Source organism: Synechococcus sp. SYN20 (assembly GCF_014279555.1).
GTDB lineage: Bacteria > Cyanobacteriota > Cyanobacteriia > PCC-6307 > Cyanobiaceae > Synechococcus_C.
Genome location: NZ_CP047959.1, coordinates 1,166,494 through 1,192,195 on the forward strand (window position 1 = coordinate 1,166,494; position 25,702 = coordinate 1,192,195).

Annotated in this window: 25 protein-coding genes and 1 tRNA gene; 15 read left to right on the top strand and 11 right to left on the bottom strand. The window is 49.2% G+C overall.

Translation table 11 applies throughout. The features are described from left to right. Nucleotides 1–271: 271 nt before the first annotated feature. The 3 genes from SynSYN20_RS06105 to SynSYN20_RS06115 form a co-directional block, all read right to left on the bottom strand. Nucleotides 272–499: a hypothetical protein gene (locus SynSYN20_RS06105; RefSeq protein WP_186525144.1), complete on the bottom strand. Its 228-nt coding sequence runs from the start codon at nucleotides 497–499 to the stop codon at nucleotides 272–274. 78 nt (nucleotides 500–577) lie between these two features. Further along, entirely contained in the window at nucleotides 578–1,114 is a 537-nt protein-coding gene (locus SynSYN20_RS06110) for a thermonuclease family protein (protein ID WP_186525145.1), read from the bottom strand. 14 nt (nucleotides 1,115–1,128) lie between these two features. Further along, on the bottom strand, nucleotides 1,129–3,300 hold the full coding sequence (locus SynSYN20_RS06115; RefSeq protein WP_186525146.1) for a glutamine synthetase III: 2,172 nt from the start codon (nucleotides 3,298–3,300) through the stop codon (nucleotides 1,129–1,131). Between the two features lie 500 nt (nucleotides 3,301–3,800). Here SynSYN20_RS06115 and SynSYN20_RS06120 point away from each other — a divergent pair, with 500 nt between their 5' ends. Then, nucleotides 3,801–4,448 carry a DUF938 domain-containing protein gene (locus SynSYN20_RS06120; protein WP_186525147.1) on the top strand — a complete coding sequence of 216 codons (648 nt, stop codon included), beginning with the start codon at nucleotides 3,801–3,803 and terminating at the stop codon, nucleotides 4,446–4,448. Nucleotides 4,449–5,724: 1,276 nt separating this feature from the next. Here the strand turns inward: SynSYN20_RS06120 and SynSYN20_RS06125 are convergent. Both SynSYN20_RS06125 and SynSYN20_RS06130 read right to left on the bottom strand, forming a co-directional pair. Next, nucleotides 5,725–5,958 (bottom strand): hypothetical protein, encoded by a 234-nt coding sequence (locus SynSYN20_RS06125; RefSeq protein WP_186525148.1) that lies wholly within the window; start codon nucleotides 5,956–5,958, stop codon nucleotides 5,725–5,727. Nucleotides 5,959–6,607: 649 nt separating this feature from the next. Next, complete coding sequence (locus tag SynSYN20_RS06130) at nucleotides 6,608–6,814, bottom strand: hypothetical protein (protein WP_186525149.1); 207 nt, start codon at nucleotides 6,812–6,814, stop codon at nucleotides 6,608–6,610. Nucleotides 6,815–7,506: 692 nt separating this feature from the next. Here SynSYN20_RS06130 and SynSYN20_RS06135 point away from each other — a divergent pair. Together SynSYN20_RS06135 and SynSYN20_RS06140 are read left to right on the top strand one after the other, a co-directional pair. Beyond that, nucleotides 7,507–7,941 (top strand): thermonuclease family protein, encoded by a 435-nt coding sequence (locus SynSYN20_RS06135; protein ID WP_186525150.1) that lies wholly within the window; start codon nucleotides 7,507–7,509, stop codon nucleotides 7,939–7,941. A gap of 324 nt (nucleotides 7,942–8,265) precedes the next feature. Further along, nucleotides 8,266–8,532, top strand: a complete 267-nt coding sequence (locus SynSYN20_RS06140) for a hypothetical protein (protein WP_186525151.1) — start codon at nucleotides 8,266–8,268, stop codon at nucleotides 8,530–8,532. Nucleotides 8,533–8,812: 280 nt separating this feature from the next. On the opposite strand, the gene SynSYN20_RS06145 is transcribed toward SynSYN20_RS06140, so the two are convergent. Together SynSYN20_RS06145 and SynSYN20_RS06150 are read right to left on the bottom strand one after the other, a co-directional pair. Continuing rightward, a complete protein-coding gene (locus SynSYN20_RS06145) occupies nucleotides 8,813–9,166 on the bottom strand; it encodes a heavy metal-binding domain-containing protein (RefSeq protein ID WP_186525152.1) in 354 nt (117 codons plus the stop codon). A 298-nt stretch (nucleotides 9,167–9,464) separates the two neighbouring features. Next, nucleotides 9,465–9,605, bottom strand: coding sequence for a hypothetical protein (locus SynSYN20_RS06150; protein ID WP_186525153.1), 141 nt, complete (start codon nucleotides 9,603–9,605; stop codon nucleotides 9,465–9,467). Between the two features lie 429 nt (nucleotides 9,606–10,034). Here SynSYN20_RS06150 and SynSYN20_RS06155 point away from each other — a divergent pair, with 429 nt between their 5' ends. Beyond that, nucleotides 10,035–10,883, top strand: a complete 849-nt coding sequence (locus SynSYN20_RS06155; protein ID WP_186525154.1) for a sigma-70 family RNA polymerase sigma factor — start codon at nucleotides 10,035–10,037, stop codon at nucleotides 10,881–10,883. A gap of 95 nt (nucleotides 10,884–10,978) precedes the next feature. On the opposite strand, the gene SynSYN20_RS06160 is transcribed toward SynSYN20_RS06155, so the two are convergent. Both SynSYN20_RS06160 and nrdJ read right to left on the bottom strand, forming a co-directional pair. After that, nucleotides 10,979–11,065: transfer RNA gene (locus SynSYN20_RS06160), tRNA-Ser, on the bottom strand. A gap of 362 nt (nucleotides 11,066–11,427) precedes the next feature. Next, complete coding sequence (nrdJ, locus tag SynSYN20_RS06165; RefSeq protein WP_186525155.1) at nucleotides 11,428–13,770, bottom strand: ribonucleoside-triphosphate reductase, adenosylcobalamin-dependent; 2,343 nt, start codon at nucleotides 13,768–13,770, stop codon at nucleotides 11,428–11,430. A gap of 158 nt (nucleotides 13,771–13,928) precedes the next feature. Here nrdJ and SynSYN20_RS14460 point away from each other — a divergent pair, with 158 nt between their 5' ends. From SynSYN20_RS14460 to SynSYN20_RS06180, 5 genes are all read left to right on the top strand, one after another. Then, entirely contained in the window at nucleotides 13,929–14,060 is a 132-nt protein-coding gene (locus SynSYN20_RS14460) for a hypothetical protein (RefSeq protein ID WP_255476391.1), read from the top strand. Nucleotides 14,061–14,802: 742 nt separating this feature from the next. After that, nucleotides 14,803–15,498 (top strand): trans-aconitate 2-methyltransferase, encoded by a 696-nt coding sequence (locus SynSYN20_RS06170; RefSeq protein WP_186525156.1) that lies wholly within the window; start codon nucleotides 14,803–14,805, stop codon nucleotides 15,496–15,498. 49 nt (nucleotides 15,499–15,547) lie between these two features. Then, on the top strand, nucleotides 15,548–17,212 hold the full coding sequence (locus tag SynSYN20_RS06175; RefSeq protein ID WP_255476418.1) for a peptide chain release factor 3: 1,665 nt from the start codon (nucleotides 15,548–15,550) through the stop codon (nucleotides 17,210–17,212). Nucleotides 17,213–17,271: 59 nt separating this feature from the next. Beyond that, nucleotides 17,272–17,508 carry a hypothetical protein gene (locus tag SynSYN20_RS14465; RefSeq protein WP_255476419.1) on the top strand — a complete coding sequence of 79 codons (237 nt, stop codon included), beginning with the start codon at nucleotides 17,272–17,274 and terminating at the stop codon, nucleotides 17,506–17,508. Nucleotides 17,509–17,572: 64 nt separating this feature from the next. Further along, complete coding sequence (locus tag SynSYN20_RS06180) at nucleotides 17,573–18,262, top strand: CPP1-like family protein (protein WP_186525157.1); 690 nt, start codon at nucleotides 17,573–17,575, stop codon at nucleotides 18,260–18,262. 9 nt (nucleotides 18,263–18,271) lie between these two features. On the opposite strand, the gene hslO is transcribed toward SynSYN20_RS06180, so the two are convergent. Then, nucleotides 18,272–19,120 carry an Hsp33 family molecular chaperone HslO gene (gene hslO, locus SynSYN20_RS06185; protein ID WP_255476420.1) on the bottom strand — a complete coding sequence of 283 codons (849 nt, stop codon included), beginning with the start codon at nucleotides 19,118–19,120 and terminating at the stop codon, nucleotides 18,272–18,274. Between hslO and SynSYN20_RS14470 the strand changes: the two genes are divergently transcribed. Then, nucleotides 19,079–19,207, top strand: coding sequence for a hypothetical protein (locus tag SynSYN20_RS14470; protein WP_255476437.1), 129 nt, complete (start codon nucleotides 19,079–19,081; stop codon nucleotides 19,205–19,207). The two genes, hslO and SynSYN20_RS14470, sit on opposite strands and share 42 nt — an antisense overlap. Here the strand turns inward: SynSYN20_RS14470 and SynSYN20_RS06190 are convergent. After that, the gene (locus tag SynSYN20_RS06190; protein ID WP_186525159.1) at nucleotides 19,187–19,831 is read right to left on the bottom strand and encodes an ABC transporter ATP-binding protein; all 645 of its coding nucleotides are present in this window, start codon (nucleotides 19,829–19,831) and stop codon (nucleotides 19,187–19,189) included. The genes SynSYN20_RS14470 and SynSYN20_RS06190 overlap by 21 nt on opposite strands. 107 nt (nucleotides 19,832–19,938) lie before the next feature. On the opposite strand from SynSYN20_RS06190, the gene SynSYN20_RS06195 reads away from it, so the two are divergent. From SynSYN20_RS06195 to recG, 5 genes are all read left to right on the top strand, one after another. Beyond that, entirely contained in the window at nucleotides 19,939–20,388 is a 450-nt protein-coding gene (locus SynSYN20_RS06195) for a DUF3531 family protein (RefSeq protein ID WP_186525160.1), read from the top strand. A gap of 135 nt (nucleotides 20,389–20,523) precedes the next feature. After that, on the top strand, nucleotides 20,524–21,240 hold the full coding sequence (gene rpsB / locus SynSYN20_RS06200; protein WP_186525161.1) for a 30S ribosomal protein S2: 717 nt from the start codon (nucleotides 20,524–20,526) through the stop codon (nucleotides 21,238–21,240). 106 nt (nucleotides 21,241–21,346) lie between these two features. After that, nucleotides 21,347–22,003, top strand: a complete 657-nt coding sequence (gene tsf, locus SynSYN20_RS06205; protein ID WP_186525162.1) for a translation elongation factor Ts — start codon at nucleotides 21,347–21,349, stop codon at nucleotides 22,001–22,003. A 2-nt stretch (nucleotides 22,004–22,005) separates the two neighbouring features. Then, nucleotides 22,006–23,184, top strand: a complete 1,179-nt coding sequence (locus SynSYN20_RS06210; protein WP_186525163.1) for a hypothetical protein — start codon at nucleotides 22,006–22,008, stop codon at nucleotides 23,182–23,184. Next, on the top strand, nucleotides 23,148–25,682 hold the full coding sequence (gene recG / locus SynSYN20_RS06215; protein ID WP_186525164.1) for an ATP-dependent DNA helicase RecG: 2,535 nt from the start codon (nucleotides 23,148–23,150) through the stop codon (nucleotides 25,680–25,682). The genes SynSYN20_RS06210 and recG overlap by 37 nt, the downstream gene beginning before the upstream one ends. Nucleotides 25,683–25,702 lie beyond the last annotated feature (20 nt).

The following is a 25,702-nucleotide window of genomic DNA, read 5'->3' on the forward strand; positions in this document are numbered from 1 at the left end:
TATATATTTTGAATGCGTTGATCTTTGATTGCGCTGATTGTTTCTTGGACTTTCCTTATGGGAAGCCTGCAGTCGCGTCGTTAGCCATGAAGCTGCTGAAACCAGTATCCGGCGAGTTGCCACGAGCTGAACAGGAAGATCGCAAGAAACAGCCAGTTCACCCATGCGGGGCGATCACGGTTCTCAAACATGCAATGCGGGGGAAGTGACCCTTCAAGTCTGCCTGATCAGCGTTTGAAAACCATGAAATCATTTGAACGCTCTTGCTGGGTCATGTTCGAACGGATTCTGAATACCAATCTGCATTTTGAAGCGACACCTGAGATCCTCCGGCACGTTTGAGATCATGCATTCCTTCAAGCTGTCGATAGACGGCTTTCAACTGTCTTTGAATGTGATCTGTGTGTGGCATGGCGTATAGGGTCAACAGCGCTTCCTCGAGATGGTGCTTTGCATCAATCAACAGGCGGCAATCGGTACTTCCAGGTTCGTAGCCCATGAAAAATCTGAAACTTTTTCTAATTCAGCATGATTGTTTCCTGCGAGGTTGTGGCCATTTTTACCAAGCGGCGTATTTCTAGGGCTCTTGTTGCTCTCCACTTGCCTCGATCAAGTCCCATGGTCGTGCAATTCCGCCTTGCACGGCCCATAGGCCTGCTTTCCTGTTTTGAGCCTCACTCTGCAATTTTTGATAGTTAAGGTCGTCGCATCGGCCCAGATAACCGTCGTAGGCAAAGACTTGACCACTGCGAATGAGAGGGGAGGCAATGTCCGTTTTTCCCTTCAGGAGCCTTGCTACAACACGCCCATAGACATCCCTGGCCCTTAATTCCATCTGTACGGCTGAGCCTTGCGGCAGTGCTTTGCTCAGCGCTGATTTCGCTTGAGCCGACCAGGGTTGTTGCTGTTGTAAGGGAGCTTGAATGCAGGCCAGTCGAACCGCTCTTCCTTCTCCATTGATGTCAACCAGCACCTCCTGGCCATTGTTGATCTTGAGTACGGTCACAACTTGGCTGGGATGGGTCGTTTCGCCCATAACAGCAATGGGTAAAGCTGAACCCATCAGTAGGCCTAAGAGCATGCTTTGACCTACTGCCTTCCTGGTTGATGCCATGACGGGATCTTTGCTCAACTGACGAATAGCATCTCCCGATAGGAAGGAAGAGGCCAACGATCGTCATCGACGAGGCCTTCAAGCCCATCCACAACATCCCGCAGCTGCAGGAGACGCGGTAGAAGAACGTTTGCTGCGTGGTTCATTGATGCAGTGGTGTCGCCGTGATGCAGCTGGTGCAATTCATCATCGAGAGCATTGATTTGATCCTGCATTCGTTGCTGTAGCTCTGCCGCATATTGCAGGGTCCGTTGATCAGGGTTCAGGCCTACGGCTTGTTGTTGGCTGATACTGCGTGCCAATGAGCCCAGATGTTTCTGAACAGCTGGGCTGATTTGTGTCCGAACAATGGACAGTGCAACTTTGGCTTCAACCTCTACGGCCAGCGTGTATTGCTCGCTGTACACCTCGTAGCGGCTCTCTAATTCCACTGGTGAGATCACAGCTTGACGCTGAAACAGTTCCTTTACGTCGTCCCGGCGCAGCACTGGAAGGGCGTTGGCGGTGTTGCGTAGGTTTTCCAATCCCCGTTGCTCGGTGGCTTCCTGATGCCATGCATCGGAATATCCATCACCTCCAAAGACAGCTGCACCGTGATGGTCCATCACTTGCTTTAGGACGCCTGCCGCACATGCTTCCAAGGATTGCCCTTCGGCAATGTGTGCCTCAATTTGATCGCTAATCCATTCCAGTGAATCTGCGAGGACGGTATTCATCGCCACCAGTGGACCAGCAACGGATTGGCCAGATCCCACAGCTCTGAATTCGAACCTGTTGCCTGTAAATGCAAACGGGGATGTTCGGTTGCGATCACCAGCATCCTTCTTGAACTCAGGCAGGCTGTCGACACCCAGACGCATCACATCGCCTGTGCTGCTTCCGGTCACCTCGCCACGCTGGAACTGCTGGAAGACTTCTTCTAGCTGTTTGCCCAGGTACATCGAGATGATCGCTGGTGGAGCCTCATTGGCTCCTAATCGATGGTCATTTCCTGCTGTCGCAACGACTGCTCTTAAGAGTGAGCCATAGCGATGCACACCACGGATCACGGCGGCGCAGAACAAGAGGAATTGCAGATTGTCGTGGGGGGTTGAGCCAGGGTCAAGAAGATTGCCCTGAGTGCTGTTGCCCACAGACCAGTTCACATGCTTGCCAGAGCCATTGATGCCAGCAAATGGCTTTTCATGCATGAGACAGGTAAATCCATGGCGTTTTGCCGTGCTGCGCAACACAGTCATGATCATTTGTTGATGATCCGTCGCCACGTTGGCGGCTTCATGAACAGGGGCGATTTCGAATTGCCCAGGAGCAACTTCGTTGTGGCGAGTTTTTGCAGGAATTCCGAGCCTGTACAGCTGGTGTTCTACGTCTTGCATATAGACCTGAACACGTTCAGGAATTGCACCGAAGTAATGATCATCAAATTGCTGCCCCTTGGGTGATGGAGCGCCGAACAGGGTTCTACCTGCGAGAAGGAGGTCTGGTCGGAGCGTTGCAAATTGACTATCGATCAGGAAATATTCTTGTTCAGCGCCGCAAGAGCTGTTCACTGCAGCTACGTCCTTGTTGCCAAGCAAATGAAGCAACCGTTGCGCTTGACGATTCATTGCTGCGTTTGAGCGCAGGAGTGGGGTTTTTTTGTCGAGAGCTTCGCCTGTCCAACTCACGAACACAGTGGGGATGCATAGGGTGACGCCATTAGGCGTTCGCATCAAATACGCGGGACTTGTGATATCCCACGCTGTGTATCCACGGGCTTCGAATGTGGAGCGAATCCCACCATTGGGGAAGGAACTCCCATCAGGCTCTCCCTTGATAAGGAGTTTGCCCGAAAATTCATGAATGGCTTGACCGTCTCTTTGTGGGCTAATAAAACCGTCGTGTTTCTCAGCCGTTGAATTTGTGAGGGGGTAGAAGACGTGCGCGTAATAGTGAGCACCATTGCTGACGGCCCAATCACTCATCGCCTGAGCAACCGCGTCAGCTACTTCTAAGTTCAGCTTGCCTCCATCACGGATCACGCGACGAACCACCTTGAAAGCTTCCTTGGGGAGTGCATTTTTCATGCGCGCCAGTGTGAAGACATCACTGGCCCATATCTCTTCCAGAAGAGGAGTTGTCTCGCAAGCCATGGGCTTGCGTTGTTGAATGGCCTGTAGAGCTGCCAGTCGTGATGGATGGGGCATCGCTTCTAGGCCCCTCAGGGCATATTTTTATCAACTAAGTTAAGCCCTCGCATGGGGGCCAAAGCCTCGCTGCTTGAGTTCCATGACATCAGCTCATGAAATAAATAGCGTCGTTGCAGAGCATGGGAACCGTCGAGAAGCTTTTTAGGCTGTTCTCAATCTCAAGTCTTGCACTCAGGATCGATGTGTTCCCTACTTATAGCGTTGCTGATCAGGACTGTCTCTGAAAAAAAAGAGCTGATTATTGATTAGGATTCTGCACGATCTGCTTGATACGTTCTTGACAATGTTTGTATCGGTAAAGGCTCAATTTCTGGTTTTAATAGTATATTCGATGCGAATAGAGTTGATCAACTTCAGGAGGCGTCTGGTTCGTTTTTGTTGCTGATGTATTTGTATCGCATTGGGATGAGCTAATATGGATCGAGTGATTTGTATTTTAATTCTTAGCTTCCTTGTTCGTTTTGATTACAGATTGATTTCTCAGCTTTTTTGTATTGATGGTTTCACCCACTGATCAAGATCGTCTTTATTTCCCAGCAACAGAGCGGAATCGTGGCCCAATTGGAGATGCTCTTGTTGAAATTCTGCCGCAACAGGGCTCTGTCCTTGAAATTGCGAGCGGAAGTGGTGAACATGCTGTAACTTTTCAGCGTCGGTTTCCCGGTGTTTTGTGGCAAGCGAGTGATCCTGATGCGGATCATTGCAAAAGTATTAACGCTTGGATTGAACATGAATGTCTGGGTGCTCAGATGCCACAAGCCTTACAACTCGATGTTCTTGAACGACCTTGGCCGCTTCCTGAGCCGGTAAGTGTTGAATTAAAAGCTATAGTTGCGATCAATCTTGTTCATATTGCCCCTTGGATTTGTTCTCAATCGTTAGTGAGACAGGCCTCTGAATCTCTTCCAATTGGAGGTCGCTTAATTCTTTATGGACCTTATCGCCGAAATGGTTTTCATACGAGCTCGAGCAATGAGGCCTTTGATCAATCGTTGCGTGAGCGCAATACATTATGGGGGGTACGTGATCTTGGAGATGTGGAGAAAATTTGTTCGGATGTTAACCTCAAAAGCATGCATGTCCAGGAATTACCTGCCAATAATCTTATGATCAGTTTTTCAAAGTCTGTTTGTCCCAATCGATAGATGTTCTGCGTGTCTGGTTTATTACGAGATGGACCTTCTTGAATTTAAATGATACTAATTTTCTGTGTCTTTCAGTCGTTTGACTTTGGTAAGATGGATTTGTTTATATACTGTTGTCGTCACAAACGTGATGATCTGAAGCGCATCACTGGCGCATTTATCCTAAGCCTTACTTGTTCATAGGTGTGTGTCATTAAAATACTAAAAGGTCAATACTTTCGCTTGTTACTTACTTGTGATGAGCAATTAAGGCGCTCTATGCTAGCCAATAGAGATTATTATTTGACATCAATTTTTAGACCCAATCAGTTTTAGATAGATATTCTCCTTTGAGGAGCGATGTCATGCTGCTAAAGACTATTGATTCCTTGGAATGATCAGCGGAGTGATGATCTATTGCGGTATTTTCTGATAAATCAATAGATCCTTTGAATCATTATCAACAAAACACATGATGCCTGTTTTATTTCTTCGTCTTTGGCAATTGAAAGGTTTTATTGAGTGATAGGTTCCATGACCAACTCAGGTCGATGACACATCCTTTTAGCTCAAGAATAAGAATTCCCTCGACAGGGAGGGAGAGTTCACTGGAATGATCCCCATCACCCAGCCCAACGAAGGATAGATCGATTCCCACTGTGTGGTTTAGCAGTTCTCCACGATCTTTGGCTAGCGCTCCACAGATTGGGCGGCTGCCCAGTAGTTTTCCCCCACGTTGTGGATAAAACTGGCAACAGGGTGCTGAATGGCTGATTTTGTGGAAAACTGACCAAAGTGTGTCATGCTGAAGGTTCCCCATCACCCGCCCCGCATAGCTCAGCTAAGCGGGGCTTTTTGTTGTACGCAATGCAAGCAAAGAAGCGAATCAATAGTACGGATGAGCCACTCTATGTAGGCCCTGCGGCCGTTTGGTAGATTATTTTTATGCTGAATAAATAAATCTTATTGCTTTTGCCATTAAGTTGTAGCTCTGGAAATGAGATCTCTCGTCAATCTTTGATGTAGACAGGATTTATGTTGAGATCTTGTGTCGCATAAAAATACTGCGATTGAATGATGTGTGGGTAGAGAATACCTTGTAGGCGATCAGTTTCGTTGGCGTGGTAATGAATGGATTTATCGGTAGGTGATTACATTGACAATAATCTATTTTTTGCTTCTTTCGCATTAAGCGGTCTGTTGTCGTATCCGACGTCTGTTTGTGTTGTTTAGTGGGACCAAGAGAGGAAGAACGTTTTGATTTAGTAATGTGAGTCAGAATGTTCAGCTATTGCGATCAAACTGAGACGGTTTCTTCAATCTGGGTTTCTCCCATGACCTCTGAGCTGGCATTGATCCAGATGATCCCCTGTTGTCTTACTAAACAGATTAAATCACTGTTACGAAGAACTCTGTATGTGGAAGGTTCTTCCATGCATAGCGCTTTGGCATAGGTGACGGCCGAATGAATATCGGCCTGGCTAGCACTCGGTTTCCAGCCATTGGGAGTGAGCCGCTCAATACTGATCATGAGTAATTTTACTTATTGACCTTATGTTCTCGCACTGTGGCTCCAAATAGCAAGCAAAGTGTTCACATCCAAACCAAGGGCTGAATATTGGTGTGCAACTGATCTGCCCATCTGTTTGGTCTGATACTTTAAATTGAGAATAGATATGAATGTTTTAGATTAATTGCCGGGCTTCGCCTGCTCTTATATTTTAAAGGAATAGCAACTGCAGTCTGTCATCTCACTTGTAGTTTACTTTTTTGAATGTGTGTGCAGCTCGCCGAATTTTTAGTGCTGGTGAATCTTAATCCAATCTGGCGCCATTGTTAAGTGTCATTCATGGCTCTAATGGGTAGGATTATGATCTAAAACTCGAATTGTTCCTCTAAGAGGTAGGTTGAGATTTTCAACTTGATCTGGGTTAGGAGTTGGTTGGCTACCGGACTCTTTGCTATGACTCATTTTGCTGAGGCCGATAGAGCTAGGTTCTGACGTTTTGATTGTCAAAATGAGGGGTACTCGCATGGACTTCTTAGGTTTGAAGTAGAAAGATATTTGTTTTCTGGATTAACTCAACTCTTTTAGGCATGATTGCCTTCGTAGACACCCCAGCAGAGGTTAATGGGCGATGCGTATCTCCGAATTTTTTTTGTTGACTTGATTTGAATGTTTAGTCTAGATCCGTGGCGATGTAGCAACGTCTTCGGAGCTGGTCCACAAAAGCTCGTGCTTCTGTACCTCTGTACTTTTCCTTGAGCTGATCAACGATTCCGCCTTGATCAAGGTTCTTTCCGTAAGCATCAACCACCAGATCTAGTGCAAAGTCGATTAGCTCAGCCTCTTCTGCGCTGAGTCGTACATCGATAAAATTTTCCATTCGATCCAGATTCCTTTAATTCGTTTCATCTGAATTCTGGAGCACGGCCTTCGATTATGCCTTGGGTGTGAAGTTAAGTTATTTCTTACAAGCTTTTTCTTGTGCATCTTTCTGCGTTTTGTTTTGAATGTCTTTGTTTTTGATGGTATAAATGCCTGTATTTGTATAATAATACTCAAAATCTATTGTTATCCTTTCAAGGTGGCCAGGCTTCGATCTGTTTGCTTGCAATACCAAACTTCCAATAGTGTTGATTGCTAGCGCTGAGACTATTGATATGTGTGTCATTGGGTTAGGACCTGAATGAGTCTTCTAGCTCACTAAAGGTTGATAAGTATTAATACCTTCCCTCCTTGATGCTTAAAAGTTTCCAAGGTTCGCAGTTTTGTGTCATTTAATGCTTGCATGACGTATTCGATCGAGCTATTAAAGCTTTAGTCCGCATCAAACCCTGCTATGGCAATCCTTTTTGTTCTCCCCAAAACGCAATCGATCTACCGCCGTTACTGGGCTTCATCTGCTAGGTAAGCGACGTCCACAAGTTCTCAACTCCCTAAGTTCTGTACCCTCGTTATGGTCGGAGGACTAGCTTTTCTTTCAGGATTTCTCTATTGCGCTGAGACTTCATATGCAAGGCATTTTTTCTCACCTAAACCATTGAGATCATCCATCTCAATGGTAAAAATTGCTTCATGCTGAAGTTTGCCTTGGTCACACTCTTGTTGCTAGCTCCAACCACTGTGGCGGAAGCTAGTGATCCACGTCTTCCTCTCGTGCGATTTCAGGGGTGTTATGACGGGGATACGTGTACGACAACTGACGCTGAAAAAGTGAGGTTGGCTTGTATCGATGCGCCTGATATTGCCAAACGTCAACGTTTTAGGGCCACCAGGATGCGCCCCACTTCGTATGATAATAGCGCCTTCGAACGTTCTGCTGACAATTTGAGGGCCTTGGTTTTAGGTCGACTGGTGGGTATTCGCCGAATCACAACAGATCGCTATGGACGTACTGTTGCCGAGCTTTTCATTGACGACAAGAATGTTGGGCAGCAGCAGGTGCTGAATGGGTTCGCGGTGATTTCTCGGGAACATGCTTGGCAATGTGCGTGGTCATCACGCTCATGACCGTCATGTGGCTCGTTCAACTGATGCAATTGATGGTTTGGCCACGCTGAGAAGCCAATCCTGTGACACTTGGCTAAGTGTTGACGATCACTTGCACAGTGCCCGCTAAAAAACAGAAAGCATGTGTTACGAGGGTTCCTTCATGGAGTGGAAACGAGGCAACACTTCCTTTTAGAAGCCGAGAACCCCTGCCTTTGGCGGGGTTTTCTTTTGTCTGATGCTCCCGTTGATTGCGTGTTTGGCTTGCGTCGTTTGCTCGGCAAATGTAGGAGTGTTTTGGGTTTGCACCATGGTTAAGAATGGTCGTACTCGAAACATCCAGTCATGTCCCAAGCCCGCGAGATGATCAATGCTCACTTGTTTCCAATTCTGGCAGTTGTAGCCACAGTGAGTTCAGTTTCTGTTGCGATTTCGCTGCGTCCGATTGCTCAGCATTCGACTCGTTGGAACCTCTGCTACGACGACAGCATTGCTTGGTATCAGGCCAATAAACCTGATTGGACGGTTCAAGACAAAGAAGTTTTTGCCTCCAACTTCTGCAATGGTGGTACTCCTGTCATGCCAGGACCTGGTTTTAAGCCTGCAACCTGATTTTGATCATGGAGTGGCATTCCTTTTATCAATACTGATTGCGTTTGTGGATGTCAAAGCAGTTTTCAGCTGATTCTGTCTGTAGCGAGCATCCTTGCCTTGACTTCTCGCAGTAGACACAGCTCTCGATAATCTGCTTCTTCTTTTGATTTACATGTGTAGTTTATTTCAATATTGGCATCATTTAAAAGCTTGTTATAGCTGACTGCATATCGTGATCCTATCTTTTTGAGTGATGATCAGGAGAGGCTTAAAGTGCTTCTGCGTTGATTTATTGATACTATTTTGTTGTTGGAAGTTTTTCTTGGGGGATTTCACCACTTAAAAGGACAGCGGTGCCACTGAGTGAAACCATCATCATCCCTCCTTCACTGAATACCTCGTAATCAATGTCAACCCCGATTACCGCATTGGCTTTCATTGCAGTAGCTCTAACCACCATTTCTTCGGTGGCTACTTGGCGTGCTTTCTGCAGCGCTTCCTCGTATGCACGCGAGCGACCGCCGATGATGTCTCTCATACTTGCAAGCATGTCACGGAAAATGTTGGCACCGATGATCGCTTCACCTGTGACAAGACCTCGGTAGTGAATGATGTTCCTACCTTCCACCGTTGGTGTTGTTGTAATCAGCACGTGAATTCATTAAGTATTAGGTAACTGTAACTCACGATTTTACTGGTGAGGTGAATTGGTGTGCTGAACTTGTTGGTTGTACTTTTTAATTTGTAAATCAGATCTTTTATTCTGATTCATGGCTTACAAACATTCGGAATGGGGATCTCGCGCAGCCATGACTTAGGCCAGACCGAGGCCCAGATGAGTGAGCCATTACTGATCAATCAACTTTTATGGATGACCTGGATGGGCATATTCGAAATGGTGAGCCCACGATAAGGGTGGTCGATTCCAGATCAAAGCCTAATTTGAACATTCAAGCCTGAAGGACGGTAATACCTTGTTCAATTTCTGTATCCATATCCATAGGCGTAGGTAGGACGAAGAGGCCTGTAACCGCCAAACCTTCCATTGCTATAGCTATTACGGCGATATCGATTCCAATCCCGTCGGTCATGACGCACGACACGACGTAGTTGCCTATTTTCACGGCGTATCTGCCTGTTGTGCTGGTTTGCTTCAGCTGACTGAGCTACGGCCAATGTGGTGGCTCCGATTATTCCGAAGCAAATAACAGCAGTCACCACTGTTTTCCGGATGGTGCCTGAGAAAACCCTTGAGTTGTTAGTCATCGCTCTCCGTGTGATCTTCTGACAATGACGCAAATACAGCACTCAGTTGCTTCTTCAGAGATAGTCCTTCACTAAGACCTTTATCTCAGCTTCTCCCAGACCAGTTCCAATGGCGCTTTCACTCAACAGCGATAAGCTCCGCCACATTCGCGGAGTGTTTCTGACTCGCTAGTTTTTCTTAAGGTGGTGGATTTAACAGTCACGAATGGCGATGCACGCCACGATGCAATCTATCGACCATTCTTCTGAACTCAATGCCATTTCTTGTCAACGGAAACATTGATCAGTTCCTAGCCGAGATGGGGCGGATTCCACTGCTCACGCCAGCTGAAGAAATTACGCTTGGAACTGCTATACAGCGCGGTCAATTACCAGAGGCTACACAACGTCAACAACGGGCTGGCAAACGGGCCAAGGACCGGATGATCAAAGCCAACCTTAGGCTTGTAATCAACGTAAGCCGCAAATATATGCACCGCCAGGTGGGCCAATTGGAATCTGGTGATCTGATTCAAGAAGGATGCATTGGTCTGACTCGCGCAGTTGAGAAATTCAATCCAGAGCTGGGCTATAAATTCAGTACCTATGCCTATTGGTGGATTCGTCAAGCAATCAGCAGGGCAATTGATCAAACTGCATCAACGATCAGGGTGCCAACCTCTATGCACCACATGCTTATCAAATTGAATCATTTGCCTCCTGGATTGAATGAGCAGCAGGTTTGTGAGCGGTTAGATATTAGCGTTGTACAGCTACGCAACCTTCGCCACGCTCTAGTTGCAAAAAGAACCACTTCGTTAGATATGAAACTTGGCAGCGATGGTGATGGTTCTACCCATAACGAAATGCTTTGCGATGAGCAGTCAACACTCGATATTGATATATTCCAGTGGGAGATTGTTAGGGATATGTTAGAAATGCAAACGGAATTTGCTATGAATCATGACCAAGTGCTTCTCCGCCGTAATGTTATTGATGATGAAAGCCTTCAATCAATCGCCAATGAAATTGGTATTAGCCGTGAGCGTGTTCGTCAGAAAGTTGAACGCGCAAAAAAACAACTTGCATCTAAGTTGATCGAGCATCGTGAGTTAGTAGCTTGAATGCAGATGTCTCTTCCCTGCCTTTAACAGTGATTTTTCAGGCACTTAGGCAATAAAAAACCCAGTGAGTGACTGGGCTTTAGCTACTTATTGAACGGAGAGGGTCGGATTCGAACCGACGGTGCCCTTGCAGACACGCTGGTTTTCAAGACCAGAGCCATAAACCACTCGACCACCTCTCCTGGAGACCCTGATATCTTATCATCTCGCCAACATTAAGGCTAGGGCTTTACTTGCCTCTGTTTTAAAGCCTTAATCGTATAACTTTTCCGGAAAGTGAGTTCTTGCTGCTCCAAGAAGATTTGCAGATGTCATCAGTTTTGTTGCCCTGCCTGAAATTGTCTTGAATGGATTCTCCCTCTTTTTTCTTGCTTTGACTGGTAATTAGTCGCGTTGATAATACTAGAGTCTGGTTCTATGTAGTTTTTAGTACAGTTGCTGGATTGAGATAATTCCTGTGGCATATTCTCTTGCCTTAAGCTTATCGAAGTTTATTCTAGGCATAAAAAAGGCTCAAGCAAATAGCTTGAACCCTTTTTTGTATTTAGCTGTTTGGCTTTGCTAAGGGTAATAGACATTTATCAGAATCACATCCAGCCGGACCTGCTTCCGTAAGCTCACCATTGTCATACCTTTGCAAGGCATCAAAAAAGTCATCATTGACTCGGCGTTCAATGACTTCCTTCTGCATGCGCTCATAGGTTTGTGCATCGATGGGTTCAAACGGCAGGCGTGGAAAGGTTGCATTGGCATCGAATCGTGCAAGGAGTGCCGCAGAAATGTATCCACCACCCTGTTGGATGGTTTGATGAAGAGCATCAGTTAAAGGTTCGATCTCATACTCACGAAATTCGATTGTTGCCGATGTGTTGTGAGCGGTGAAGTTCGATTGGACTTGCATGTAGAAGTCAAACTGTGCCAATGCTGAAAAAGCATTGATATCAACAGTGTCTGCTCCTGGCAGATTGGCCCAGCTCACCTCTGTTGGGATTTCTACTAACCATTCAGTGCAGCGGGTATCAAATGGATCGTTCAAAAGACGACCTTGATCATCCTTATCCGACTGGGATGGAACCACGGTGTAGCCATAATCCATGCAGGCCATCGCTACAGGATCATTTTTGCGAAATGTGATCCTGCGGATGAATCGTTGAGCTTTGGGCGGATGCCATCCTGGTGCAGCACCTGTGAGTAGGCTTTTTGTCCCAGCCGGTTGAACTGTGGTGCAGCGGTTTGGACGTCGTAAATCATGCCGATCGCAATAATCCCAAACGGTTTCATTCACGATGGACTTCCACCGTTTTAAGTACTCAGCCTCTTGCTTCTTGTAGTTGAGTCCCTCCTCGGTTTCAGGCCTACCAGCCTCCCACCACTTCAACCATGGTGTACCAAAAGCATGGACGAAGAAGTCAAATAAGCCAGTAAAACTCACACCCACAATTGGATCCCACGCGCGACTCTGGCGGTAGCGATCCACCTCAAAGTTGTGATTGAGTAGACACGCAACTGAAAGTGCTCCTGCTCTGAAAGCGTCACGTTGTGAATCCTCATCCTTGGGGTCAATCTGGTTGAGATGCACTTCCGCAAGGTTGCAATGAAAATCTGCGCCAAGGATTTCACCACATGGATTTAAGCCGTAACGGCTCAGTCGATGCTCTAGTTCTTCTTCAGAGATAGGACCATGATTTTGTTGAAGCCAGAGACCAGCTTCCTTGCGACCTTGGTCACAGTAAATCTCGATAAATTCGCTTCTTAATTCTTGAGTGGATAGCAAATCAGCGTTAGAGCGAGCGAGTGCTTCTGGGGCGAATTGGATGGCGCCTTCTCCGCTGTGGAATTGACGCGTTACAGCTTCCAGCAGCACTTCTCTGCTTGGGCGAGTGTGATAAACACGTGTGTGGTTGGCCATTCGCAGAGCATCACGCTCAGGATCAATTCTCCAGTTCCCTTCCGAATCTTGTTGCCACAAGTTCTCCTTGGCTCCGGCTGCTGATGTGTCATCGGAAGCGAATTGACGCATTCCTGCGCTGCGGCGGATGTTGCCAGCCACAATCGTGACGGCTGCTTCATCAATTAACAGACAACATTCAATCGAAGTGAGCTTTCTGCCAATCGCTTTACCAAGCAATTTTGCGACTCGTCCATATAGATCTTTCAGTTTCACTGGATTCGCCATGCCTCCGAAACCCTTGAGGGTTTCGCCGACGGGACGTACATCAGATAGGTCTATTTCGACCTTGACATTTCGTCCTTCGAAACGAGGATCGCTACTCAGTTCTAAGAGCAATTGGTAGCTATCAACCCAACCTCGTCTGGTATCCCCCACCTTGATGGAAACGTTGTGATCGGTGATGTTGTAAGTCGTTTTTTCTTGACGCAGCTCTGCAGGTGTGATTCCAATATTTGAAACGCTTCGTACTTCGATCGGGTTGGTGACGACTGGAAGCTGATCAATGAAGTGGGGCTCAATGATGGCGCCTGTTCCACATCCCATCATCGCTAAATCCATCATCAGACCGAACGCTTCCCAATCCACAAGATTTGTGGAAGTGCAGTTGTAAGCCCCTGAAAAATTTTCAGGCTTTTCGATCCAAGGAGTGCCACCAATCCATTGCCAGCGACCTGAGGGAAGTGCTTTCTTCTCAGCCTGCATCCTCGCCAACAAATCCATTTCCTCAGCATTAAGGGAGCCAAGTTTTAGGAGTCCTGATCGATTTCTTTCCCCTACTTCGTGCCAGCTTTCTCGACCCTTGGGCAATCGACGGCTGTAAGTGCGATAAAACACAGGGTTGGCTGCGGGCGCACTGACAGGGAAATCACCGTTTGTTGGGGCGATCCCAGTGGTTTGCGTATCTAGCTTTTCAGTGCGGCTTGGTGTGAGGGTCACTAGCGATCGATGGCTTGTCCTCGTAGGATCTTAACGCCACCAATGGGGTGTGTATGTCTTTACAGGCACTATTGACAGTGTTTGGTCTGTGATGGCGGCGTGAATTACCCCTGAAGCACTCGCTCGCTGCAACGATGGAAGTTTGTACTCATCTACACATGACCATCGTTAAGCGCCGCAGCAGCGGTCGCCCCTGGATTTGGTGTGTACTGGTTGGTTCATGTGGTTCCCGGTGTGCTGTCGGTGCTTCCAACGATTGGACTCAGATCAGCGATAGCCCGCTCGTTTGACTTCTTTCCAGCTCCTTCGAGTGCCATTCCAATAGAAGATCCTTTTGATCCTTCTCTGCAAGTAATTTCATCGTCATCGGCTGACATCGTGCACCAAGTCTTTGGGAAAGCTCAAAAGCCACTTTCCTGTCCTTTTAGTCGGTGATGGCAAGGGTGGCCATCTTGCCGAATCGCTCTGAGAACAGGCAACACTTGATAAGTAATTTTTTTTCTTTTCAGTACCGCTGAAAGCAAATTGAAGATACAAATTTGTTTTTTGTCTATTAAGTTGCTTGACTCTTCATGTTTTTGGACATTATCCCTAACGATATGGCTGATGAGGTGCGATTCAACTTAAAATTGTCCTTGACCATGTCTTTCTCGCAGTGATTACGCAATCCTTTTTCCTGACATTGTTGTTTGAAATCATCTAGTGACGAAGGGCCTGATCAAATTGCTTGTTATCGGCTTCCAAGCACGCTAATTATGCTGACGACTGTGCTTTAAAGTGATACCATTAATCATGATTTTTTCTTTTCAAGTCTTATGGTCTCATCGATTCATCTATTCTATGGAAAACCTAAAGCCATTGACCAGTCAATCAATCTTTTGTAACTTCTCGTTTTGCTAAAATTTTATCTTTTCTTCTTGATGTCTGGTGCATTCGAATGTTATCGATGCTTTCTACTTGGATCGTGCGTATGGCTGAAATTCCTTTCCCCTCTCTGAGTCTTTTTGTCGAGTCTCTTCGTTCTGAAGTCTGATGCAACGTTGTCCCGAACCAGAATTGATGAATGCTTCTGATCAGGTGATTGCCTATGCAGAAGCAGACTTTAGTGCTGGAGATCAATCTGTTTTGGAAGGTTTACTTGCATTGATTGATCATTCTTGTGTCACCCTTCCTCCAGCTAGTTTGATTCTGGATTTAGGTTGTGGACCTGGGAATATTTCTGAGCGGCTCGCTTCTTGTTGGCCCTTGTCTGATGTGATTGGTATTGACGGGGCCTCCTCCATGATCAGCGTGGCCAATCAAAGACTTTTCACTCGAAAGCCTGCTATTCAGAATTTGAAGTATCAACATATTGACTTAAGCCAATGTTGTCCTGAAGATCTGGAGCAGATAAGAGGTGCCTCTGTAATCGTTAGCAACAGCCTTCTTCATCATCTCCATAACCCTCATACGCTCTGGGATGCTGTCAAGCAGCTTGCTGCACCCAACGCCTTTATCTTGCATCGCGATTTACGTCGACCCTCCACTGAGCAGGAGGTCGATGTGCTTTGTGATCGCTATGTCAGTGAGGCTCCTGCCGTCTTGCAAAGGGACTTTCGAGCATCCCTGATGGCTGCCTTCACGGCTGTTGAGGTCTCTGAACAGCTTGTCCTGGCTGGATTGAGCCAATTCACGGTGAAAGAGATTGGTGACAGATACCTCGAGGTGTCTGGTCGGTGGAGATCTTGATGCTTCCTTGACCATTGACTGTCAGGCTGGTGGTGTCAATACCGAGATCATGAGCACGCGTTTGGGAACTGAGAGCAGCGAGTCGTTGGACGCACTAAATGGTGAGGATGGTCTGGCTGAAGCTGTGGCTCGACGTCGCAATTTTGCGATTATCTCCCACCCAGATGCAGGAAAAACCACGCTTACGGAGAAACTGTTGCTGTACGGAGGTGCGATTCAGCAAGCTGGTGCTGTGAAGGCTCGAGGCGAGCAACGTAAAGTTACCTCTGACTGGATGGAACTGGAAAAACAGCGCGGCATTTCGATTACTTCGACCGTGCTGCAGTTTGACTACTCCGGTAGCACGATTAATTTATTGGATACGCCTGGTCACCAGGATTTTTCTGAAGATACCTACCGCACTCTCGCTGCTGCTGATAACGCGGTGATGCTTGAAGATGCTGCAAAGGGCCTCGAACCGCAAACGCGGAAGCTATTTGAGGTTTGCAGGATGCGTGAGATTCCTATTTTTACGTTCATCAACAAGATGGACCGTCCTGGAAGAGAGCCCTTAGCTCTGCTGGATGAAATCGAGGCTGAATTAGGTCTTACTCCATGGGCTGTGAATTGGCCGATTGGTAGCGGTGAACTGTTCCGTGGAGTGATCGATCGTCGGACGCGTCAAGTTGTTCTGTTCAGTCGTGCTGAGCGTGGTCGCCAGTCTGAGGAAAAGCTGTTGGATTTGGATGATCCGCAATTGAAAGATTTGGTGGAACCAGAGTTGCTCGCTCAGGCGGTTGAAGATCTTGAACTTCTTGAAGCAGCTGGCGCTGAACTTGATCTTGAATTGGTTCATGCCGGTGAACTCACCCCTGTCTTTTTTGGATCGGCCATGACTAATTTTGGTGTGCGTCCATTTCTCGATGCGTTTATGGATATGGCCCAAAAGCCTGTTGCACGGATTGGCACTGATGGTCCAGTTGATCCTTTACGCCCAGAATTCAGTGGGTTTGTTTTTAAACTGCAGGCGAATATGGATCCTCGTCATCGTGATCGTGTGGCGTTTGTACGTGTTTGTAGTGGGCGTTTCGAAAAAGATATGTCTGTACGTCATGCCCGTACAGGTCGTACCATCCGTCTTTCGCGCCCTCAGAAATTATTTGGTCAAGACAGGGCTGTTGTTGAAGATGCTTATCCTGGCGATGTGATAGGCTTAAATAATCCTGGAATGTTCTCTATTGGAGATACTCTATACACCGGGACAAAGGTTGAATATGAAGGGATTCCTTGCTTTAGTCCTGAAATCTTTAGTTGGTTGCGCAATCCAAATCCTTCTGCGTTTAAAAGCTTTCGTAAAGGAGTGAATGAGCTACGTGAGGAAGGTGCTGTTCAGATTCTTTATGACACAGACGAGAGTAAGCGCGATCCCATCCTTGCTGCCGTTGGCCAGTTGCAGTTGGAAGTGGTCCAGTATCGCCTTGAAAATGAATATGGCGTTGATACGCGTCTCGAACCTCTTGGTTACCAGGTTGCTCGCTGGGTGACGGGTGGTTGGTCTTCCTTAGAGGACGTGGGCCGTATCTTCAATTGCAAGACCGTGCGTGATGCATGGAATCGACCCGTGTTGTTGTTCAAAAATGAGTGGAATTTAAACCAACTTGTTGAGGAGCACCCTGAGCTTGAACTCAATACCGTTGCGCCTGTGGTGAGTGGTGTTGAGCCAATCAGTCTTTGAGTCGCGATTGTTGCTCTTGGTCACTCACAGCATCGCTCCCCGCTCGCCAGACTGGTCCGATGGATCTGTTTGTGTTGCGTCACGTCTGGCTTCTACGTCCGTGTTCCGACGGCGGAACCGAGTATGTATGTTTTCGTCCTGGCCAGGATCGTGTCGAGGTGGTTGAGGGCTATCACCTCCCCCCCCAGATGCCTTTAATCAAACGCAGAAAATGGCTCGATAGTGCTGAAGTACCCCATTGCAGACGGCAACTTGAAAAGATCCAAGGTTACAAACATGGTCAGCCTCTGTTTTGATTCAACTCAGCTCTCCCGATTGCGTGCTCCGCTCGATACGCTCATTAAAGAGTGAATTGAATTAATGGCATCAGGGGTTGATCTCGGCTCGAGCTCAGAGTCCCAGGATCCTTATGAAAGGCTTGGAATCTCTGCTGATGCGGGGTTTGAAGAGGTGCAGATGGCGCGTGAAACGTCCTTGAAAGCCGCTGGTGATGATCCAATGGCAAGGGCTCGTATTGAGACGGCCTATGACGCTGTCTTAATGGGTCGCTTGCGCGAACGACAGTCGGGAACGATTAGTTCTGCTGCCGTTACCGCTTCTCGACTTGAGGATCAAAGTGCATCGAAGCCCTCAACGTCGCCAGTTAACACCTCTGCTCTCTTAACCAGAATTCGTAACCTCTCCTTACCTAGCCCCAAGTTGAACTCAGCAGGTTTTCTTCCGAGCTTGAGTTTGGTGGAGGGTCAAGGGCTGCTGGTGAGACTCATCGCTGGAGGGATCGGTTTACTGCTACTTCTTGCGGCTCCAACAGCTGTCGATTTAGTTCTAGCCCTCTCCACGATTGGCTTGTTTATTTCTCAGGTCAAGCGTGGTCGCAGACCACTGGGTGCTTTGGGTTGGAGTTTGGCTCTAGTTGCCTTGGGTTTGGTTTTGGGTGCGGTGATTGGTGCCGTATTCGCTACCCAGGCGGGTTTGCCCTTGAATCCGATTCTCCTAGAAGCATTACCAGCGTATCTAATTGTTCTTGCAGGAATATTGTTGTTGGTTTGAGTTAGATATTCATAGGCTATCGATGAGCTCCGATAAGTCCTTTTCGTTAAGTTTGTAAAGCTCACTGCAGAAGTGGCATGTGATCTCAGCGCCTTTGTCTTCTTTGAGCATAATGTTGAGCTCATCTTTGCCAAATAATCTCATTGCGTTGATGCTTCTTGCTCTGCTGCAAGGGCAAGAAAATTGGATTGGTTGTAATGGTTCTCCAGCCGGGATTGGTTGAGGATCTAAGTCTGGAAACACATCTTTGAGAAGATTCTCAAGGTGATCCTGATTGTCACGCAGATGTTTGCTAAAGTTATTTATTTCACTGCAACGTTCCTCTAGTAAGGCGACCAAGGCTGGCTCTTCTGCTGCTTTAGGTAGCACCTGTACTAATAGTCCACCACTGCATTCTAGCCCTTCTTGATTGATTGTTTCGCCAACAAAGACGGCTGAGGGTGTTTGTTCTGAGTGCAGTAAATACGATGCAACATCTTCGCCAATTCCTCCACGAACTAATTCAACAGTGCTGCTAAATGGTTCTCCCTTGCCTTCGTCCCTTACAACATGAAGATAACCCGTGCCAGCAGCAGCATGGAAATCAAAGCTGTAGTGACCGGCTTCATCTTCAATCGGATCTAATTCAAGTTCTGGGTGTCCTACATACCCGCGAACGCTCCCATCCCTACCTGCATCGACAAACAGTCCACCGATGGGTCCATCGGAGCCAATGCGCAAGTTCACACGGCCGTGTCGCACCTTCATCGAGCTGGCTAACAACAGCCCAGCACTCATTGCACGCCCGAGCATCACGGTCGTTAAGTAGGAGAGGCGATGCCGCCGCCTCGCCTCGCGAGTGGCCTCTGTGGTGATCACCGCTACAAGCCTGATGCCTCCGCCAGCTGCCGTGGCCCGGACAAGGCAGTCACCCATGGCGTTTGTTCATCGCAGGGGCAATGGTGACAGAGCGTGGAGTCGTCCCTCTCTCAAGGTCCAATGGTTTCCGCTCCACTCCTCAAAGAGATCCGGTTCATGGGTCACCACGATCAGCAGTCGATCTTGGGCGAGATCTTGAAGTAACTCGAGCACTTCGGAGCGCACAGACCAATCAAGACCAGCGGTTGGTTCATCCAACAGCAACACTTGTGGGCGGCGTAGCAACTGCACAGCTAAGGCAAGGCGTCGTTGTTGCCCTCCGCTCAGGCGTTCTGGGGCCTGTCTCAGATCCACATCACCGAGACCTACGCGCCTCAGCACATTGCTTCTCTCCTCACTCCTCAGCCGTTTGTGACCAAGCTTTAATTCCTGAGACACATTCAATCCGAGAAAGTGGCGTTCAGGAAACTGAAACACCACGCCACACAGCCAGCGCCTTTGCCGTCGCGTGAGCTCTTCCTGATTCCAGTGGATTGAGCCTTTCTGTGCTCCTGCTAAGCCACTGATCACTTCGAGCAGGCTTGTTTTTCCACTGCCGCTATTTCCTGAGATCAACACCGGCTCGCCTGGCGATGCTTTGAGGTTGATGTCGTTCAGGACCATGCGTTCTGACGTCGCCGGCCGGAATCGAATGTTGTTCAGCTCCAGCATTGGGCTTCGATGATTCTGTTGACTGCAGTGCTGTGTTCAGCATGATTGATCATGATCGTGGCCGTTCTCTTTTGAGGCAGCGATGATGAGAAGGTCTCAGATAGGCCATGGACGTTCGTTTTCGAGAGGTTGATCCGTTCAATTGCTGGGTGTGGCTTCGGTTTAGTGAAATCCCTAGTCAAGGGGAGCGAAATTATGTGGATGGCATCTTTGACAGCTGGTATGTGATCGGTCGGCTTGGTGGCTTCAATGCCGAAAACCTTCAGGTGCATGAAGAAGCAGAAGACCTGAGCTTCATGCGTTACGACAACGACGATGCCTCCTCAGCGATGCCGGCTTTGATGCACAACATGGGTCAACTCGAGTACCACGAGGAGTGGGCTCGCTGCTGGTTGGATTTGGGTACCAGTGATGGAATTGGCCTAGACGTCTTAATCAATGCGTTGAGGCAACTCGACTCTGATGTTGTGCAGCTGGATCAAGTGCTGATCGGTGGCGTCAATGAAGATTGGCCTGTTGAGGATCACCCCGACAGCGTGTTTCCAAACATGAACTGACTCTTTGTTAAAATCAGTTGTCCTATTCACCCCGCACACCTGTCCGTTTCGGGTGCTGGACGTTGTGCTCTGAGTTTTTGCTCACCACACGCCATACCTGACAGGTGGAGGCGAACCCGAAACCCCTAAACAAACATGGCTGTTGTCACTCTCGCCGAGATGATGGAGGCTGGTGCCCACTTTGGACACCAGACACGTCGTTGGAACCCCAAGATGTCGCGCTACATCTATTGTGCGCGCAACGGAGTTCACATTATTGATTTGGTGCAGACAGCTGTCTGCATGAATAACGCCTACAAATGGGTGCGCACAGCTGCTCGTAGCGGCAAGCGTTTCCTCTTTGTTGGTACCAAGAAGCAAGCGTCTGAAGTTGTGGCTCAAGAAGCCCTTCGCTGCGGATCGTCGTATGTGAATCAGCGCTGGTTGGGCGGAATGCTGACCAACTGGACCACGATGAAGGCCAGGATTGATCGACTTAAAGATCTTGAGAGGATGGAATCGAGTGGTGCCATCGCGATGCGCCCTAAGAAAGAAGGTGCAGTTTTGCGTCGTGAACTCGAGCGACTTCAGAAGTACTTGGGTGGTCTTAAGAACATGCGTCGGATTCCCGACGTCGTGGTGCTTGTCGATCAGCGCCGTGAAACCAACGCAGTCCTCGAGGCACGCAAGCTCGATATCTCTTTGGTGTCGATGTTGGATACCAACTGCGACCCCGATTTGTGTGAGGTTCCTATTCCTTGCAACGATGACGCGGTCCGTTCGATTCAGTTGGTGTTGAGCCGTTTGGCTGATGCAATCAACGAAGGACGCCATGGCGGTCAGGACGGCCGTGGCGATGATGGCCAGGGCTGACATCAGCTTCTAAAGCCTTAGCTTTCGCTTTTAAAGCCTTAGCTTTCGCCGCTGCGTGTTTATAGCCGTAGCGGCATTCACATAGACCCCCCACTTAATTCACCTCATGGCGGCCGTTTCAGCCAAGCTGGTTAAAGAACTGCGCGACAAAACCGGCGCAGGGATGATGGATTGCAAGAAAGCCCTGGGAGAAACCAGTGGTGATACGGCGAAAGCCATCGAATGGCTTCGTCAGAAAGGCATCGCAAGTGCCGAAAAGAAATCAAGTCGTGCAGCTGCAGAAGGAGCGATTGGCAGCTACATCCACACGGGTGCTCGCGTGGGAGTTTTGCTAGAGCTCAACTGTGAGACTGATTTCGTCGCCCGTGGTGATCTCTTTCAGGGATTGCTTCGCGACGTTGCGATGCAAGTTGCAGCCTGCCCAAACGTGGAATACGTCAGCACCGACGAGATTCCTCAAGACATCATCGATCGTGAGAAATCGATCGAAATGGGTCGCGATGACCTGGATGGCAAGCCAGATCAGATGAAGACCAAAATTGTCGAAGGACGGATCGGCAAACGCTTGAAGGAATTGTCCTTATTGGATCAACCTTTCATTCGTGACAGTTCCATGTCTGTGGCTGATTTGGTCAAGGAAGTGGCCGGGAAAATTGGTGAGAACGTCAAGGTTCGTCGCTTTACCCGATACACCCTTGGTGAAGGCATTGAAATCGAGCAAGTCGACTTTGCTACGGAAGTGGCCTCGATGACAAACAGCTGATCTTGACGGCTGAGACACACTCCACAAGCGGTTACGACCCCAAGGAACAGCTGCGTCGGCTTCAACAACGATGCAGACGCCTGGCTCCTCTGCTGTATCGAGAGCAAGCGCTTTACCTACAACTTTTGCGTGAGCTCTTGTTGCCAAGCGTGCGTAATGCCGTTGGCCATCTCTTGTGCGAACGGGGTGAACGACTGTCGCGGATGTCCGTAGAGCAACAGGCGGAACTGCAGCAAACCTTTGATGGACTTGTCCAGCGCTGCTCCAGCCTGCTGACGGTTGAGCAGCTTATGGATCTCGCCAGGCGTCTTCAGAAAGAAGCATCGGAGTTTCGCCAGCAAGCCCAACGCGAGGTGAACCAGTCTCTTCAGGCTGACGCTGAGAGTGAACCGCAACAGATCCACCATGGTGGGATTGAGTTGAGCCTTAGCCCTCCCATTGAGCATCCTGATCTTCTGGAGGGATTGCTTCCACGAATGGATGCTGAGGATGAGGTTGATCTCCCATCCATTGAGGCAGTGGATGAGCAGACGCATCCTGTTCAAGATCCGATTGATTCTGAGGCTGCTTCCGATGGCACGACAGCTGACTTTGATCTGTTGCGCTCCCTGTTTTTGATGGCAGGTGAGGCCATGCAGCAGGGTGATTCGGCTAGCGAGCCAGTGAGTTTTGAATCCGATGCCTCCGGACTTGGTGCATCCGTTGTCCCATCAGCTCAGCTGGAGGAGGAATTGCTCCCCTCGATGCCAGTGGAGTTGGTGAACTGGTTCGACGGACAGGACGCCGCCTTAAGCCGCAGGATTCGAAATTTGTCCCACGCGCTCAATGTTGAGTTGCTGAGAGCAGGTTTGGTTAGCAGCCTTCTTCCAACCACGCTTCTGGATGCAGCGATCGCTGGACAGCTGCAGGCGCTTCCTTCGCCATCGAATCTTTTAAGGCTCAAGCTTCCCTTGCCGATTCCCTCTCCAGACCAGCAGTTGGAAATCCTCAGCGTTTTGGTGAGGCCCGCTGATCTGGAATATGACAATGGTTCGCTGCGGCAGAGCCGCTACCGATTGCGCCAACATCGCAGCAATTTGCTCACAATGGTGCAGCAGCAGCGGCATTGGCAAAGCCGTCTTACTAGTCAGGAGGTGCAGAGTCAGTGGTGGCCCAATCCGCCGACGACAGCTCAGGACTGACCCCGCCGCTGGATCGTCAGGGCTTGGAATGTTTTCTTGCCTGGCTTCGGCCGCTTCAGCAGTCTCTCTCCTTAGAAGCTGATAAGGGATTTCTCGATCTTCAGGGTCGTCATGAACGGTTTCATGCCTTCTTGAGCCGCCAATTGGCAACGCCACCACCGGTGACTTTGCCTAAAGACAGCTTGATGCGTCTGCAGTCTTTAGCGACTGATTTTGCTGCGTATCCCGAACTTGATGATGCCGGTCGCCGCAGGCTCGTCACTGGCACCCGGCAATGGCTTCACGGTTTGCGCGCTCGTCTTGAGCCATCGGCACCGATGGCACCCCCGCGGATCAGGGTGTCGTCGTCTCCACAGGCTGCTGGGCGATCAGCGAACCAACCTTTTACGCTCGATTTGGAGTCGCCGCTTGCCAGGGTTCATGGGATTGGTCCGAAGTTGGCGGAACGATTAGCAAGCCTTGGTCTGCTTGTCGTTCGGGATTTGATTCAGCATTACCCACGCGACTACGTCGATTACTCCGCCTTGCGCAGAATTGAGGCGTTGGAGGCTGGAGAAACCGCCACGATTGTGGCCACGGTGCGTCGATCCCATGGCTTCACCAGTCCTCGCAACCCAAATCTTTCGATTATTGAGTTGCAGCTTCAAGACCCCACCGGTCGGATCAAGGTGACGCGATTTTTGGCAGGAAAACGATTTAGTAATCCTGCATACCTGCATGGCCAGACCCGTCAGTACCCTGCCGGTGCCACCGTGGCGGTGAGTGGTTTGGTGAAAAGCGGGCCGTATGGCATCAGCTTTCAAGATCCGATCATTGAGGTAATGGAGAGCGCCAATGCACCGTTGCGTTCTCGCCAGATCGGCCGGTTGTTGCCTGTGTATCCGCTCACTGAAGGACTCACTGCCGATCGTTTTCGAAGCTTGGTGGAAGCGGTTTTGCCCGCTGTCCGTCTTTGGCCTGACCCCCTGCCAGCGCCGCGCCGTGAAGCCCGTGGCTTGCTAGACCGCGATCAAGCGCTGGTTGCCATCCATCGACCAGAAACCAGTGAGCAACTGCAGCAAGCACGTCATCGCTTGGTGTTTGACGAATTTCTGCTCCTTCAGCTCAACTTGATGCAACGCAGAGCCGCCCTGCGTCAGCGTTCAGCGCCTGTGCTGCATGGGGGGGTGGAGCACCAAGGATTGGTCGGTCGTTTTTTGTCTCTGCTTCCGTTTGAACTCACGGGTGCTCAGAAGCGGGTGCTCGCGGAAATTGAACAGGATCTGATGCGCCCCGAACCGATGGCGAGGCTCGTGCAAGGGGATGTGGGAAGTGGAAAAACCGTTGTGGCGATTGCCGCGCTGCTGCGTGCCGTGGAAGCTGGGTGCCAAGGAGCCTTGATGGCGCCAACTGAAGTGTTGGCGGCGCAGCACTACCGCAATTTGTGCAGTTGGTTGCCTCCATTGCACGTCAGCGTGGAGCTGCTCACTGGCTCCACTCCACGACGCAGCCGACGGCAAATTTTGAGCGATCTCTCCGGCGGAACGTTGCGCATCCTTGTGGGAACCCATGCCCTCTTGGAGGATCCAGTTGCCTTCGATCGTCTGGGACTGGTGGTGGTTGATGAGCAACATCGCTTTGGAGTGCGTCAACGCAACCGTCTTCTCGACAAGGGCTTGCAACCCCATTTACTCACGATGACCGCTACACCGATTCCGCGAACCCTGGCGCTTTCGCTCCATGGTGATCTCGACGTGAGTCAGATCGATGAACTCCCTCCGGGTCGAACACCGATTCGCACCAAGGTTGTGAAGAGCTCTGAGCGTGAGGAGGCCTATGAACTCATCCGGGAACAGGTGCTTCAGGGCCAGCGCATTTATGTGGTGCTTCCCTTGGTGGAGGAATCAGAAAAAGTGGATCTTCGCTCAGCGGTTGATGTGCATCGTCAGCTTTCGGAGGAGGTGTTCCCTGAGTTCAACGTCGGACTGCTCCATGGCCGATTAGCCAGTGCTGACAAGCAGGCCGTGATTGCTGAATTTGCTGGCGGTGCCACACAGATTTTGGTTTCTACCACCGTGGTGGAAGTGGGGGTGGATGTTCCTGAAGCCAGTGTGATGGTGATTGATCATGCCGATCGGTTTGGCTTGGCTCAGTTGCACCAGTTGCGGGGACGGGTGGGTCGTGGAGCGGCCGCTTCCTACTGCTTACTCGTGAACGACAGCCGTAATCCTTTGGCCAAACAACGTCTTGAAGTTTTAGTCCGTTCCAATGATGGATTTGAGATTGCTGAAATGGACCTGCGCTTTCGAGGCCCTGGTCAGGTGCTGGGCACCCGTCAATCGGGTTTGCCTGATTTGGCGCTCGCGAGCCTCGCAGACGATGGCTCTGTCTTGGAGGAAGCCCGGGATGAGGCGGCAAGCATCCTCAAGGAGGATCCCGACCTCAAATGTTATGAGCAGATGCGTGTGCTGTTGGAACAGCAACGCAAGCGTTCAGCCGCCGCTGTACAACTCAATTAGTCATTCACTCGTTCGAGATC

Coding starts and splice junctions, on each gene's coding strand:
- SynSYN20_RS06105 (WP_186525144.1), bottom strand. CDS start 499: ATGGGCTACGAACCTGGAAGTACCGATTGCCGCCTGTTGATTGATGCA.
- SynSYN20_RS06110 (WP_186525145.1), bottom strand. CDS start 1,114: ATGGCATCAACCAGGAAGGCAGTAGGTCAAAGCATGCTCTTAGGCCTA.
- SynSYN20_RS06115 (WP_186525146.1), bottom strand. CDS start 3,300: ATGCCCCATCCATCACGACTGGCAGCTCTACAGGCCATTCAACAACGC.
- SynSYN20_RS06120 (WP_186525147.1), top strand. CDS start 3,801: ATGGTTTCACCCACTGATCAAGATCGTCTTTATTTCCCAGCAACAGAG.
- SynSYN20_RS06125 (WP_186525148.1), bottom strand. CDS start 5,958: ATGATCAGTATTGAGCGGCTCACTCCCAATGGCTGGAAACCGAGTGCT.
- SynSYN20_RS06130 (WP_186525149.1), bottom strand. CDS start 6,814: ATGGAAAATTTTATCGATGTACGACTCAGCGCAGAAGAGGCTGAGCTA.
- SynSYN20_RS06135 (WP_186525150.1), top strand. CDS start 7,507: ATGCTGAAGTTTGCCTTGGTCACACTCTTGTTGCTAGCTCCAACCACT.
- SynSYN20_RS06140 (WP_186525151.1), top strand. CDS start 8,266: ATGTCCCAAGCCCGCGAGATGATCAATGCTCACTTGTTTCCAATTCTG.
- SynSYN20_RS06150 (WP_186525153.1), bottom strand. CDS start 9,605: ATGACCGACGGGATTGGAATCGATATCGCCGTAATAGCTATAGCAATG.
- SynSYN20_RS06155 (WP_186525154.1), top strand. CDS start 10,035: ATGCCATTTCTTGTCAACGGAAACATTGATCAGTTCCTAGCCGAGATG.
- SynSYN20_RS14460 (WP_255476391.1), top strand. CDS start 13,929: ATGACCATCGTTAAGCGCCGCAGCAGCGGTCGCCCCTGGATTTGGTGT.
- SynSYN20_RS06170 (WP_186525156.1), top strand. CDS start 14,803: ATGCAACGTTGTCCCGAACCAGAATTGATGAATGCTTCTGATCAGGTG.
- SynSYN20_RS06175 (WP_255476418.1), top strand. CDS start 15,548: ATGAGCACGCGTTTGGGAACTGAGAGCAGCGAGTCGTTGGACGCACTA.
- SynSYN20_RS14465 (WP_255476419.1), top strand. CDS start 17,272: ATGGATCTGTTTGTGTTGCGTCACGTCTGGCTTCTACGTCCGTGTTCC.
- SynSYN20_RS06180 (WP_186525157.1), top strand. CDS start 17,573: ATGGCATCAGGGGTTGATCTCGGCTCGAGCTCAGAGTCCCAGGATCCT.
- SynSYN20_RS14470 (WP_255476437.1), top strand. CDS start 19,079: ATGCCGCCGCCTCGCCTCGCGAGTGGCCTCTGTGGTGATCACCGCTAC.
- SynSYN20_RS06190 (WP_186525159.1), bottom strand. CDS start 19,831: ATGCTGGAGCTGAACAACATTCGATTCCGGCCGGCGACGTCAGAACGC.
- SynSYN20_RS06195 (WP_186525160.1), top strand. CDS start 19,939: ATGGACGTTCGTTTTCGAGAGGTTGATCCGTTCAATTGCTGGGTGTGG.
- rpsB (WP_186525161.1), top strand. CDS start 20,524: ATGGCTGTTGTCACTCTCGCCGAGATGATGGAGGCTGGTGCCCACTTT.
- tsf (WP_186525162.1), top strand. CDS start 21,347: ATGGCGGCCGTTTCAGCCAAGCTGGTTAAAGAACTGCGCGACAAAACC.